Source organism: Burkholderia pyrrocinia, assembly GCF_022809715.1.
Taxonomy (GTDB): Bacteria; Pseudomonadota; Gammaproteobacteria; order Burkholderiales; family Burkholderiaceae; genus Burkholderia; species Burkholderia pyrrocinia_C.
Genome location: NZ_CP094459.1, coordinates 3,189,304 through 3,202,576, shown reverse-complemented (window position 1 = coordinate 3,202,576; position 13,273 = coordinate 3,189,304). Strand labels below are relative to the sequence as shown.

Genomic DNA, 13,273 nt, shown 5'->3' with positions numbered 1-13,273 from the left:
TTACACCTAGCATTAATGCCATTTTATTGACAATTAATCGATCTAGAATGACATCCTCCAACTTCCCGTACTCAAATGAGTGGCGGGTTGTCAATAAGTAAGCCGGCTTTTGATCTGGCTTCTATTTTTCTTTACGTCGTCTCTCGCATTGCCAACAGGAGCGTGCCCGATGTCCGTATTTGCCCCCGAAAAATTCGCTGCCGATTATCAATCCGGTATCGCTGCGTGGTTCGCGATCGCCCGTCCGGCGATCAAGGGTTTCGAGGCTGTCGTCGAACTGAACCTGCAAGCGGCCCGGACGGCGCTCGAGGAATACGAAGACAAGCTGAAGAACGCCTTCAACAGCAGCAATCCGGCCGCGGGTTTCGCGCAGCAGGCGGCCGTACCGCAGGAAGCGGCCGGCAAGGTCGTGTCGTACGGCCGCCATCTGTTCGACATCGCGGTGTCGACGCAATCCGAATGGGCGAAGGTCGCGCAGGCGCAATACGAACAGAACGACAAGCGCCTGAAGGACGTGATCGGCGAACTGTCGAAGCATGCGCCGGCCGGCTCGGCACCGGTGGTGGCCGCACTGAATTCGGCGCTGTCCGCGGCGACGGCAGCGGCCGACTCCGTGCGCGCAGCGACGGGGCAGGCGATCGAAGCCGCACAGAGCAGCTTCGATGCGGTCAGCGAAACGGCCACGCGTGGCGGCAAGCAGACGGCTGCCGCCGCACGCAAGGACGCAGCGGCTGCGCGCGAATCGGCCGCGTAACGATGCAATCGCGGACGTGAGCGCGTGTCGCGCGCAGGCGCGACACGATTGATCGGCGCCGGATGGCGCCGTGCACCGCGCGGTGCACGGCGGCCCTCCGGTTTGCCGCAAGGTGCCGGTGCATGTGCGGGCCGTGCCGGTGTGCCGCCGGCGCGTTCCGCGCTGCTCGTGGCGTGTCGGCGTGCGACCTTTGTCGCGCCGAATGGCCCGACGTGCGCCATCGCCAATTGCAGCCGGCTCGTGCCGGCGTCAGAACGACGAACTTGATTTCGAAGCAGGAACTGAACATGACGGACGTAGTGATCGTATCGGCCGCGCGGACCGCGGTCGGCAAATTCGGCGGCTCGCTTGCGAAGATTGCGGCGCCTGAGCTGGGCGCGACGGTGATCCGCGCGGTGCTGGAGCGTGCGGGCGTCAAGCCCGAGCAGGTCAGCGAAGTGATCATGGGCCAGGTGTTGACGGCCGGCTCGGGGCAGAACCCGGCGCGGCAGTCGCTGATCAAGGCCGGGCTGCCGGCGGCGGTGCCCGGGATGACGATCAACAAGGTGTGCGGCTCGGGCCTGAAGGCCGTGATGCTGGCGGCGAACGCGATCGTCGCGGGCGACGCGGAGATCGTGATCGCGGGCGGTCAGGAGAACATGAGCGCATCGCCGCACGTGCTGCCGGGCTCGCGCGACGGGTTCCGGATGGGCGACGCGAAGCTGGTCGACACGATGATCGTCGATGGGCTGTGGGACGTGTACAACCAGTACCACATGGGCATCACGGCGGAGAACGTCGCGAAGGAATACGGCATTACGCGCGAAGAGCAGGACGCGTTCGCGGCGCTGTCGCAGAACAAGGCTGAAGCCGCGCAGAAGGCCGGGCGCTTCGACGACGAGATCGTGCCGGTGTCGATTCCGCAACGCAGGGGGGAGCCGCTGCAGTTCGCGACCGACGAGTTCGTGCGTCACGGCGTGACGGCGGAATCGCTGGCGGGGCTGAAGCCGGCGTTCTCGAAGGACGGTTCGGTGACGGCGGCGAACGCGTCGGGCCTGAACGACGGCGCGGCGGCGGTGCTGGTGATGTCGGCGCAGAAGGCGGCGGCGCTGGGCCTGACGCCGCTGGCGCGGATCAAGGCGTATGCGAACGCGGGCGTGGATCCGAGCGTGATGGGGATGGGCCCGGTGCCGGCGTCGCGCCGGTGCCTGGAGCGCGCGGGCTGGACGCCGGGCGACCTGGACCTGATGGAGATCAACGAGGCGTTCGCGGCGCAGGCGCTGGCGGTGCACAAGCAGATGGGCTGGGACACGTCGAAGGTGAACGTGAACGGCGGGGCGATCGCGATCGGCCACCCGATCGGCGCGTCGGGCTGCCGGATCCTGGTGACGCTGCTGCACGAGATGGCCAAGCGCGATGCGAAGCGCGGGCTGGCGTCGCTGTGCATCGGCGGCGGGATGGGCGTCGCGCTCGCGGTCGAGCGCGTCTGAGCCGGGGCTGAAAACACGACCCGCAGGCGGCGCCGGCCGGCGCCGCCTGCGGGCGAAGCGGTTGTCGCGCACGACAAGCAGCCAACAACAAGCGCGATGTTCCGGTGCGTGCCGTGCCCGCGACGCGGGCGGCTGCGCATCGAAGCGGTGGGGCGGCAGCATGTGCGATGCCGTCGCCCCGCATTCATCGATTACTTTTTTGTCGGTAATTTATAGGATGACTAAGCGAATTGCAATTGTGACAGGTGGAATGGGCGGTCTCGGCGAAGCGGTCAGCATCAGGTTGAACGACGCTGGCCACCGGGTAGTCGTCACGTATTCGCCGAACAACACCGGCGCCGACCGCTGGCTGACCGAGATGCACGCGGCCGGCCGCGAGTTCCTTGCGTACCCGGTGGACGTGGCCGATTACGATTCGTGCCGGCAATGCATCGAGACGATCGTGCGGGACGTCGGCCCGGTCGACATTCTCGTGAACAACGCGGGCATCACGCGCGACATGACGCTGCGCAAGCTCGACAAGGTGAACTGGGATGCCGTGATCCGAACGAACCTCGATTCCGTGTTCAACATGACGAAGCCCGTCTGCGAAAGCATGGTCGAGCGCGGCTGGGGTCGCATCGTCAACATCTCGTCCGTGAACGGCTCGAAGGGTTCGGTCGGCCAGACCAACTACGCGGCCGCGAAGGCCGGCATGCACGGTTTCACCAAATCGCTCGCGCTCGAGGTCGCGCGCAAGGGCGTGACGGTGAACACGGTGTCGCCGGGCTACCTCGCGACGAAGATGGTCACGTCGATCCCGCAGGACATCCTCGACACGAAGATCCTCCCGCAGATTCCGGCGGGCCGGCTCGGCAAGCCCGAGGAAGTCGCGGCGCTGGTCGCTTACCTGTGCTCGGAGGAGGCCGGTTTCGTGACGGGCTCCAACATCGCGATCAACGGCGGCCAGCACATGCAGTGACGCGCGACGGCCCGGACCGCGTTCGCACGCGTTTCGGGCCGCGTTCCGCTATATCCAGTGCCGGAGCGGCGGCAGGCGCGCCGCTTCGGCCTCGCATTCCGGAGAAGGCATGGGTGAAACCTGGATGGGACTCGCGATCGGCGGCTCGGCACTGGCCGTCGCGCTGACGATGGCGATCTCGCTCTACTGGCTCGAGCGGCGCCGCGCGCGGCTGCTGCGGAACTTCGATCATCGCGATTGCTGGTTCGTCGCGTACGGCAAGTGCTTCGCTCGCAGGCCGGCGAGGCCGGCACGCCGCATGCGCGGCGCGCGGTAACGCGGCGTCGCGACTGACGAACGGTCACGCATCGCGCGCATGCAGTCGATGATGCGCGCGATGCGCGTGCTCAATTGCTCTTTTCGCTCTTCCCACCCGACTCGCCCGAGTCGTTCTTGTGGAAGATCCGCTTCGTCGTGCGCTTGGTGGCATCCCAGCCTTCGCGCGACGCGTGTGCGACTCCGTGCCCGACCGCCTTCGCGGCGCTCGCGGTTGCGTGGCCGAAGCTGCGTGCAGCTTCGCCCGTCTTGTGCGCGGCTTCCTTCGAATCGCGCTTGATGTCCTGCTTCACTTCCGACATGTCCGCATGCGCGATCGGGCTGAGCAGCGCCAGAACGAGTGCGGTGCCAATGAACTGACGAACTTTCACGACCTGGTTTCCTTGTGTAAGTCTCTTCATCGAGGATTCGAATTGCCGGCGGGCGGCGGGGCAAACGTGCCGGCCGCCGATGCGTCGAGCATCACCGCGGCGCGGCCGGTCAGCAGCACGCGATCGCCGCAGCGCAGCGCGAAGCCGTACAGCACCGAGCGGCCGTCGCCGCTCATGCGTTCCGCGTCGACGGTGAGCGGCAGGTCGAACGTGTCGAGCCGATCGACGAACGCGTCGACATTGCGCACGCTCGCCAGATAGCCGGCGCGCGGACGTTCTTCTTGCATACCGAGCAGCGCGCCGTGCACGGCCATCGCCTGCGCCGCGTATTCGATGCCGCAGACCGACGCGAGCCGGCCGTGCGAGCGCAGCGGGTTGTGCGGATCGCAGTGACTCGTCGCGGTGCAGCGGATGCGTTCGGCGTCCCACGCATCGACCGTATCGAGCACGCACATCGTGCCGCCGTGCGGAATGTGCGCGGCGATCCACGCGTGGTCGAGCGGCGGCATCAACGCGATCGTCGTGGCCATCACGTGCGCTCCGCGAAGGCGTCCGGCATCGCGATGTCGACCTGCACGCGCGTATCGGCCAGGTAGTCGAGCACGACGCGCGTCGAACGCCGTGCAGCCAGCGCATCGAGCAGCGGCAGCACGCGTGCGGCCGGATTGCCGGCGCGCAGTGCGTCGAGCTCGGCATTCGCGAGCGTCGTGGCGGGCGCGTCGGTGAGCTGCACGTCGATGCGGGCGAGCGTGCGCGCGCTCGCTTCCGGCGCGAATACGAGCGCGACGCCGAATGCGTCGTCGATCGGCCGCACCGTGCGCAGCGGTTCCGGATAGTCGGTGTCGTACGCGATCAGCAGGGTCGGTATGCGATCGACCGCGACCTGGCACAGGCTCTCGAGCAGGCCCGCGGCAAAGCTGCCGTCGTGCGCGCACAGCACGTTCGACGTCGCCATCGCGCGGGTCGCGATGCTCCAGTAGCCGGCCGGCGCGTTGTGCACGGAGTTGTGGAAGCGCGTCGGCGACAGCTGGCGATCGTCGCCGGCGAGGGTTTCGCAGATCGCGTGGCAGTTCTGGCCGTCGCCGCCGGACGCGCTGAACACGGTCGCGAGCGTGGCCGCATCGCGTCCGCTCGCGGCGACCGCTTCATGGCCGACCGCGAGCGCGACGCGCACGACGGGGCCCGTGCGGCGCCGCTCGGCCGACGGCAGGCCGGCCGGCGGCGGCAGCACGGTGCGTGCGCTCGCATAGGCCGCGCGGCCCGCGAGCACGTCGGCCGCGTGCGGCCAGTCGTTCAAGCCCGGCCCGACGAGACCGATGCTTTCGATGAAGGCGATGAGCGTCATGTCGGGCCTCAACGGCGTACGTGGCCGGCGCGGCCGAGGATCAGGCTGCAATTCGTGCCGCCGAAGCCGAACGAATTGGAGAGCACGGTGCGCACGCGCGTATCGCGGCTCGCGAGCACGTAGTCGGCGGCGAGCGCCGGGTCGGGCTGCGTCGTGTTGACGCCGGCCGGCACGAACTGCTCGCGCAGCGCGAGCGCGGCGACGACCGCTTCGAGCGCGCCGGCCGCGCCGAGCGTGTGGCCGGTCGCGCCCTTCGTCGAGCTGCACGGCGTGCGCGCGAGCAGCGCGCCGACCGCGCGGCTTTCGGCCGCGTCGTTGCTCGGCGTTGCGGTGCCGTGCAGGTTCACGTAATCGATGTCGTTCGCGTCGAGGCCCGCGGACGCGAGCGCCTGCTCGATCGCGACTCGCGCGCCGAGCCCGTCCGGATGCGGCGACGACATGTGGTGCGCGTCGCTCGATTCGCCGATGCCGAGCAGCAGGACCGCGTTGCCGTCGAGCGCGCCGGGCGGTTCGGGCACGCGTTCGACGAGCGCGAATGCCGCGGCCTCGCCGATCGAGATGCCGTCGCGCGCAACGTCGAACGGCCGGCACGGTAGGCGCGACAGCAGTTCGAGCGAGTTGAAGCCGTACAGCGTCGTCAGGCACAGCGAATCGACGCCGCCGACGACGGCCGCGTCGATCAACCCGGCCTCGATCATGCGGCGCGCGGAGCCGAATACCTTCGCGCCGGACGAGCACGCGGACGAGATCGCCATCGCCGGCCCGCGCAGCGCGAAATACGTGCGCACGAACGCAGCCACCGAATACGGGTTGTGCGTGTTCGCATAGTGGAAGTCGGTGGGCAGCGCGCCGCTCGCCGGATCTCGATGCTGGTACGCGCGTTCGGTCTCGAGGATGCCGGCCGTGCTCGTGCCGATGAACACGCCGACGCGCGCCGCGCCGTGGCGCGCGACGGCCGCCGCGACGCGGGCGTCGAAGCCGTCCTGCGTGAGAGCGAGCTGCGCGAGGCGGTTGTTGCGGCACTCGAAGTCGGCGAGGTCCGCGCGCACGGGTTGCTCGTCGACGCCGTCCACCGCGCCGATCCACGTGTCGAGATCCGCACGCTCGAAGTCGCACGGCGCGAGCCCGCCGCGGGCATTGCGCAGCGCGTCGAGGGTCGCATCGAGGCCGCGGCCGATGCAGCTGGTGGCGGTGAAGTGCGAGAGCAGGAGAGGTTTCACGAGGGTCGCATCCGGTGGCCGGAACGGGTGCCGCAGCAGGGCTGGCAGGCGCGCCGTTCAAGTTCAGATTTTATCAAACGGGGGTGCCGGAACGCCCGGCTGGCCGGGCGGTTCGGGCGCGAGCGCCGCGCGCAGCGTGGTCCAGTGCAGTTGCGCATCGGCGGCTGCGCGCAGCACCGCTTGCAGTACGTCGAGCACGACCGGTTCGCCGCGCGCGTCGCGTGCTGCGTGACCGTCGTGTACCAGCAGGATGTCGCGCGGTGCGAGGCCGTGCAGCAGGCGGCGCGTGACGGTCGCGGCGTCGTGCGCACGCGTGTCGAAGCCGCGCCGCGTCCAGCTCGCAAGCTGCAGGCCGAGTTCGCACAGCACCGGTTCGAGAAACGGATTGCGCAGGCCGGCCGGCGCGCGGAAGAACAGCGGACGCGTGCCGGCGATCTCGGTCAGCGTCTGCTGCGCGGCCGCGATCTCGCGCCGCAGCGCGGCGGGCCCCGACAGCGAGAACGAGTGCCGGTGCCGCTGGCTGTGGTTCTCGATCGCGTGACCGCGCGCGACGATCGCTTCGATCCAGCGCGGATGACGGCGCGCGAGATCGCCGATGCAGAAGAACGTCGCGCGCGCGTCGTAACGATCGAGCAGGTCGAGCACGCGCGGCGTAACGTCCGGGTCCGGGCCGTCGTCGATCGTCAGCGCGATCCGGCGGCCGGCGCCGGCCGGCAGGCGCGTCCAGTTCGGGCCGAGCAGCGTGCTGCGCGGCCACAGGCCGGCGGCGGTCAGCGCGAGATGCGACGCGACCACGCCGCCGACGGCCCACGGCCATGCGGCCGGTTGCGTGACGACGGTGGCGGCCGCGCCCGCGTGCAGCGCGACCGTGCCCGCGATCAGCGGCGTCGGCTTCCAGCGGCGCACGCCGGATTGGCCGGGCTGTCGAGGCGGAACGGACGATGGTGCGTTCATGCCTGGCTCCGTTGACGACGATCGCCGGCTGCCGCGGCGCGTGGCGCGAGTATCGCCGCGAACGCGAGCGCGAGCATCGCGCCGGGGCCGACGGTCAGCCCGAAGGTTTCGAGCAGCGGCACGCGCGACAGCGCCAGCAGCCCGAAGCCGGCGACCGTCGCGAGGTTCGCGATCAGCAGCGACACGAGCGTGTACGGCGTGACGGGCTGCGCGTCGTCGCGCTTGCAGAAGAACAGCGCGTAGTTCGAGCCGACCGCGACGATCAGGAGCATGCCGACGAGGTGCAGGATCGTCAGCTGCACGCCGGCGAGCGCGAAGCCGGCCGTCACGACCAGCACGGCCGCGACGAGCGGCGCGAGCGCGCGCACGGCACGGCGCGGCGAGCGCAGCGCGATCAGCAGCAGCACGGCGATCGCCGCGAAACCCGCGAGCGACAGCCGGATGTCCTCGTGCACGTAGCTCACGTACAGGCGATCGGCTTCGGCCTTCATGTCGACGAACAGCGCATCGGGCACGCCCGCTTGCGCGACGGTCATGCGTATCGGCGTTGCGTCGAACCCTTGCGCCGCGCGTGCGGCGTCCGGCGCGCGCAGCGGCAGCATCGCGCTCCAGCGGCCGTCGCGTTCGGTCAGCAGCGCATCGACCGCGAGCGCCATCGACGTGCCGCGCAACGCCGCGCGCGTCAGCAGCGGCGCGTGGCGGGCGGCTTCGACATCGGCGATGAACGGCGCGAACAGGTCGGGTTTTACAGCGATCGGCTGGTTCGCGACGGCGTCGCGCATTCGCGCGGCGAGCACGTCCGCATCGGGCAGGCTCGCCTGGCGCGCGCGCTGCGCGGCGTCGCTCGGCAGGTAGCGCGCGGGGCTTTCGAAACCCGCGAGCGCGCGCTGGTCGACGAGCGGCTGCAGTTGCGCGGCGACCTTTTCGGCGCCTTCGAGCGCGGCCTGCTCGGTCGGCGCGGAAATCACGACGAGGTAGCGTACGTCGGGCGCGCCGACATCGGCGCGCAGCCGCGCGTCGAGCGCCTGCGCGCGCGCCGGCACGGGGCTGAGCGAGGCGAGCTCGCGGCTCCACAGGCCGTCGCGATGCAGCACGAGCGTCGCGCACGCGGCGACCACCAGTGCGGCGAGCGGCCAGCGCAGCCGCGGCGCGGCGTCGGCCGCGCGCGCGAGCACGGCGCCGACGCGCGACACGTCGCGGATCGCGACATGCTCGCCGCGCAGGTGCGGCAGCACGAAGCGCGTGACGAGCGCGGCGGCCGTCAGCCCGGCGATCGAATACAGCCCGAGCTGCACGAGGCCCGGGAATCCGGAGAACAGCATCGACGCGAAACCGCACACGGACGTCAGCACGCCGAGCCGGATCGTCGGCCAGTACGCGGCGAGCCATGCGCGCGTCGCATCGGCCGGGCGAGCGGTGCCGCGCATGCCGGCCTGCGCCGATTGCACGAACAGGTAGATCGAATAGTCGACGGCTTCGCCGATCAGCGTCGTGCCGAAGCCGAGCGTCAGCCCGTGGACCGTGCCGAACGCGACGCTGACCGCCGCGATCCCGGCCGCGACGCCCGTCAGCACCGGCAGCAACCCGAGCGCGAGCGTGCGCGGCGAGCGGTACAGCGTCAGCAGCAGCGCGACGATCAGCACGACGCTCGCCGTCGACAGCCGCTCGACGTCGTGCCGGATCGTGTCGCGCATGTCGACCGAGAACACGCCGGGGCCCGTCATCGCGAGCGTGGTCGCGGCCGCGTTCGGCACGGCCTGCGTCGCGGCGGCGAATGCGCGGCGCACCGTGTCGATCGCGCGCGCCTGCGCGTCGGTGTCGGAGCCGGCCGCGGCGGTCTGCACGACGAGCACCGCGCGCGTACCGTCGTGCGACGCCCACACGCCGTCGCGGTTCGCCGGCTGCGCCGCGCTGTCGAGCTGGTCGACGAGCGCGGCGACCTCGCCGGTCGGGTCGCGCGGCAGCATCGCCTTGGCCATGAGGCCGGCCGACGAGCTCAGCAGGTCGAGGCTGTCGCCGAGCGCCTGATGCAGGCCGTCGGCGCTGAAGCGCTGCGGCGTGACCGCCGGGCTCAGCAGGTAGCGGTGATCGAAGACGAACTGCCGGTCGCGCGCGTCGTTCGCGGCTTCGCCGTTGTTAACCGCCGCGAACTGCGGATCGGTGCGCAGCGTGCCGGCGATGCGCCGCGACACTGAGGCGCGCGTACTTGCATCGCCGCCGTCGATCGCGACGAGGATCAGCCGCGACACGATGCCGTCGCGCAACTGGTCGACGAGCACGCGCTGCCCGGCGCTCGGCGAGTTTGGCAGGAACGCGGACAGGTCGGCCGTGAAGTGCGCGCGGCCGATCGCGACGCCGCACGCGACGAGCGCGAGCAGCCACACGAGCACCGCGCGCTGCCGCAACGCGTGCAGGCGGCGCGTGACGGGTGACGATGAAGGGCGCGTGTGTTCGTCCATCAGTTCGGATTCGCCGGAACGGGTTGCAGGCGCATCACCGAATGATCGCCGTCGGCCTGCCGGATCGCGACGCCGCGCAACACGTCGCGCGTGCCGTCGAGCGTGATCGTGCTGACCACCTTCAGCATCCGCGAGTCGAGCGGCGTGAGCGTCAGCGTCCAGTCGTCGCCGCGCCCGGCGAGCGCGACCTTGTACACCTGCTCGAGCGCGAAGCGGTTGCCGGCGAGCGTCGCGCGGATGCTGTCGATGAATGCGCCGAGTTCCGGATAGCGCGCGAGCGCGAGCGTGTACTTGCGGTTGTTGCGCTCGACGGTGAGCATGTCGCCGTCGACGACGAGGTGCTCGGGCTTCGGGCTCAGCGTGTGCTTTTCCAGATGATCGGGCGCGACGAACACGAGTTCGCCGGACGATTCGACCGGCTGCGTGGCGATCGACAGGTACTTCGTTTCGGTGAACGTCGCACGCCCCGACTTGTGCTGCGCGAGCGTCGACATCAGCCGGTCGAGGTTCCAGGCCGACGCCGCGTCGGCTGCCTGCGCCGCGGGCACGGCCAGTGCGATCGCGGCGGCGGTTGCGGCGAGCAAGCGGGCGCCGCGGTGCAGCGCGAGCGCGAGCGCGAGCGGGAACGGGAGCAGGAAGCGGCGAACGGCGGTCATGCGTCGGAATCCCTCGTGGCGGGCAGGTCGGCAGCGGCGCGCGCAGCGTCGCGGCGCGCGGCCGCGGCGTCGCCGACTTGCCAGAAATCGAAATAGTTGAACCAGTTGTACGGCGCTGCTCGGCAGTACTTGTCGAGCAGCGCGACGTAGCGCGCGAGTGCCGCGTCGACGGCCGCCGCGCGTGCGTCGCGCCGCACGTCGGAGAAATCGGCGAGCGTCTCGAAGTGCACGTCGTAGCGATTGCCGTCGCGATAGAGGCCCGTCATGAAGATCACCGGGCGTCGCAGCATCGCGGCCATGTAGAGCGGCCCGAGCGGGAACGCGGCCGGCGCGCCGAGCAGCGGCAGCCGCCGCAGCGACGCGGCCGCGTCGTCGCGCAGCGTGCGGTCGGCGAGCATGCCGACCATGCAGTTCGCGTCGAGGCGCTCGCGCACCTTTAGCATCGAGTCGACCTGCCCGAGCGGAATCACTTCCGGCGTCGCGGCCGGATTCACCGCGGCGAGCGTCGCGTTGATCTTGCGCGCATTGTTCTCGTACATCGTGACGACGACGCGCAGGTCCGGGTGCGTGCGGCCGATCGCGCGCACGACCTCGAAGCTGCCGAGGTGCGCACCCATCAGGAACGCGCCGCGTCCGCCCGCGAGCGCATCGTCGACGAGCGTTTCGCCGTGCAGCCGGATGTCGAACAGGTCGAAGCGCCCGTTCATCAGATAGATGCGGTCGTGGATCGTCGCCGCGAACGTGAACACGTGCCGGTACACGTCGCGCCAGCGTGCGGGGCGGCCGAGCACGCGACGCAGGTAGTCGCGCGACGCGGCGCATGCCACCGGCGAGAACAGCACGAAATACGTCGCAATCAGATGCAGCACGATGCGCGCACGCTGCCGGCCGAAGCGCAGCGAGATCCACGTCATCGCGCGCAGCAATCCCGCGTTGCTGCGCTCCTGGCGTTCGGCCCACGCGGTGCGCTTCATGGCTGGGCACCGTCCTGCACGGCCGGCGGCACGGACAGCACGCCGGTCGCGACATCGCGCGACCCGGCGCGCAGCGTGAAGCGGATCGCGCCGCTGGCCGAGGCGTCGAACGCGAGATCGAGCGGCTCGCCGGGCGCGACCGGGCTCAGGAATTTCGCGGAGCCGAGCCGCCAAGCGTGCATCGGGCGGTTCAGCGCCGCGCCGATCGCGTGGATCGCGTGATCGAGCAGCACGACGCCCGGCACGACCGGATGGCCGGGGAAGTGGCCGGGCAGCGCCGGATGGTCGGCGGGAATCGTGAACGCGAGCGCGGGTGCGTCGGCCGCGTCGCGTGCGGGCAGCGGTGCGGTCGCGGCGCGCGGGTGTCGTGCAACGAGCGCGGCCAGCACGTCGCGCGGCAGCTTGCCCGTTTCGTTGCGCGGCAGCGCATCGACGAACATGAGCGGGCGCGGCATGAACGCGGGATCGATCCGCTCGCGTAGCGCGCGCTGCAGATCGGCGGCAGCGAGCGTCGGCGCGACGACGAGCGCGACGAGGCGCGTGACCGGTTCGAGGCCGGTGTCGGCGTGCGCGGCCGCGGTTTCGTCGGGCATGAAGAACACGCCGTCGACTACATCCGGAATCGCGTTGAGTTGATGGTTCAGGTACGCGAGCGACGTGCGCTTGCCGGCGATGTTGACGAGATCGGCCTTGCGGCCGTGCAGCAGGAAGCGGCCGTCGCCGAGCAGTTCGAGCGCATCGCCCATCGGCACGGGCGCCTCGACGTGTCCGCCCGACACCCAGACGGTCGGCCCGCCGTCGTCGCCCGTGTGGTCGCTTGCGGGCTCGTCGCGCGCGTCGAGCCGGATGCCCGGGAACAGCTGCCACGCTGCGCCCTGCGACGTGCGGCGGGTCGCGATCTGGCCGGTCTCGGTGCTGCCGTAGATCTCGACGAGCGGTGCGTCGAGCGCGGCCTCGGCTTCGCATGCGAGCTTTTCCGACAGCGGCGCGGTGGCCGACAGCACGAGCGCCGCGCGCGGTAGTGCATGGCCGGCCGACAGCAGCGCGCGTAGGTGGATCGGCGACGTGACGAGCACGCGCGGCTGCGGGATCGCATCGAGTTCGTCGCGAATGTCGACCGGGTAGAACGGCTGGCGATTGCTGAACGCGAGGCCGCCGATCAGCGCGAGCAGCACCGTCGATTCGAAGCCGTACATGTGCTGCGCGGGCACCGTGCCGATCAGCGTGGCCGCGCGACCGTCGAGCAGCCCGAGGCGGTCGGCCGCCGCGCGCACGCAACCGACCAGGAAGCCCCAGGTCTTGCGGTGCGGCACCGGCGCGCCGGTCGAACCGGACGTGAACACGTACGCCATGATCCGCGCCGCATCGATCTGCGGCACGGCGAACGGCGCATCGTCGGCGAGGTCGCCGGGGGCGGCGTCGGGATACGCGAAGCGCGGCAGGTCGATCGCGCAGTCGGGCGCGTCGTGCAGGCAGAACGCATCGGGCGCGAACGACGCGAGCTGGCGGACCATTTCCGGCGTGTGCGTCGACGGCAGCAGGCTGACCCTGCCGGAGACGAGCGCCGCGCACAGGCTGACCGCGAAACGGTAGCGGTCGCGGCACACGTTGAACACGTGGCCGCCGGCGGGCAGCGCGGCGGCCACGCGCGCGACGTCGGCGACGAACGCGCGCACGGTGACGGGCGCACCGTCGCGCCAGGCGATCGTCTGGTCCGGCGACGAATGGAATACCAGCGGGTGAGTCGGCATAAATCGGTAAAAACGGGAGCGAAGGCCGGCGCGGCCGCATTGCG

General features: G+C 70.5%; 13 protein-coding genes. 4 read left to right on the top strand and 9 right to left on the bottom strand.

Going from position 1 to position 13,273, the window contains the following annotated elements:
• Positions 1-169 precede the first annotated feature (169 nt).
• The 4 genes from phaP to MRS60_RS14780 all read left to right on the top strand — a co-directional run bounded on the left by phaP (position 170) and on the right by MRS60_RS14780 (position 3,500).
• Positions 170-754, top strand: coding sequence for a TIGR01841 family phasin (gene phaP, locus MRS60_RS14795; protein WP_034179043.1), 585 nt, complete (start codon positions 170-172; stop codon positions 752-754).
• 287 nt (positions 755-1,041) lie between these two features.
• The gene (locus MRS60_RS14790) at positions 1,042-2,223 is read left to right on the top strand and encodes an acetyl-CoA C-acetyltransferase (protein ID WP_243564915.1); all 1,182 of its coding nucleotides are present in this window, start codon (positions 1,042-1,044) and stop codon (positions 2,221-2,223) included.
• Between the two features lie 217 nt (positions 2,224-2,440).
• Positions 2,441-3,184 carry an acetoacetyl-CoA reductase gene (gene phbB / locus MRS60_RS14785; protein ID WP_105391372.1) on the top strand — a complete coding sequence of 248 codons (744 nt, stop codon included), beginning with the start codon at positions 2,441-2,443 and terminating at the stop codon, positions 3,182-3,184.
• Between the two features lie 109 nt (positions 3,185-3,293).
• The gene (locus MRS60_RS14780) at positions 3,294-3,500 is read left to right on the top strand and encodes a hypothetical protein (protein WP_034179041.1); all 207 of its coding nucleotides are present in this window, start codon (positions 3,294-3,296) and stop codon (positions 3,498-3,500) included.
• Positions 3,501-3,570: 70 nt separating this feature from the next.
• Here the strand turns inward: MRS60_RS14780 and MRS60_RS14775 are convergent, their stop codons facing one another.
• From MRS60_RS14775 to MRS60_RS14735, 9 genes are all read right to left on the bottom strand, one after another.
• Complete coding sequence (locus tag MRS60_RS14775; protein ID WP_034179040.1) at positions 3,571-3,900, bottom strand: hypothetical protein; 330 nt, start codon at positions 3,898-3,900, stop codon at positions 3,571-3,573.
• Positions 3,897-4,400, bottom strand: a complete 504-nt coding sequence (locus tag MRS60_RS14770; protein WP_175750297.1) for a hotdog family protein — start codon at positions 4,398-4,400, stop codon at positions 3,897-3,899. Before MRS60_RS14770 ends, MRS60_RS14775 begins: the two co-directional genes overlap by 4 nt.
• Complete coding sequence (locus tag MRS60_RS14765; protein WP_243564914.1) at positions 4,400-5,215, bottom strand: beta-ketoacyl synthase chain length factor; 816 nt, start codon at positions 5,213-5,215, stop codon at positions 4,400-4,402. Before MRS60_RS14765 ends, MRS60_RS14770 begins: the two co-directional genes overlap by 1 nt.
• A gap of 8 nt (positions 5,216-5,223) precedes the next feature.
• Positions 5,224-6,435: a beta-ketoacyl-[acyl-carrier-protein] synthase family protein gene (locus tag MRS60_RS14760; RefSeq protein ID WP_243564913.1), complete on the bottom strand. Its 1,212-nt coding sequence runs from the start codon at positions 6,433-6,435 to the stop codon at positions 5,224-5,226.
• A gap of 63 nt (positions 6,436-6,498) precedes the next feature.
• Positions 6,499-7,389 (bottom strand): polysaccharide deacetylase family protein, encoded by an 891-nt coding sequence (locus tag MRS60_RS14755; RefSeq protein WP_131945678.1) that lies wholly within the window; start codon positions 7,387-7,389, stop codon positions 6,499-6,501.
• Positions 7,386-9,848, bottom strand: a complete 2,463-nt coding sequence (locus MRS60_RS14750) for an MMPL family transporter (protein WP_243564912.1) — start codon at positions 9,846-9,848, stop codon at positions 7,386-7,388. Before MRS60_RS14750 ends, MRS60_RS14755 begins: the two co-directional genes overlap by 4 nt.
• Positions 9,848-10,504 carry an outer membrane lipoprotein carrier protein LolA gene (locus MRS60_RS14745; protein WP_243564911.1) on the bottom strand — a complete coding sequence of 219 codons (657 nt, stop codon included), beginning with the start codon at positions 10,502-10,504 and terminating at the stop codon, positions 9,848-9,850. The genes MRS60_RS14750 and MRS60_RS14745 overlap by 1 nt, the downstream gene beginning before the upstream one ends.
• On the bottom strand, positions 10,501-11,478 hold the full coding sequence (locus MRS60_RS14740; protein WP_105391379.1) for an acyl-CoA synthetase: 978 nt from the start codon (positions 11,476-11,478) through the stop codon (positions 10,501-10,503). The genes MRS60_RS14745 and MRS60_RS14740 overlap by 4 nt, the downstream gene beginning before the upstream one ends.
• Positions 11,475-13,229, bottom strand: coding sequence for an acyl-CoA synthetase family protein (locus MRS60_RS14735; protein ID WP_243564910.1), 1,755 nt, complete (start codon positions 13,227-13,229; stop codon positions 11,475-11,477). Before MRS60_RS14735 ends, MRS60_RS14740 begins: the two co-directional genes overlap by 4 nt.
• Positions 13,230-13,273: the final 44 nt, after the last annotated feature.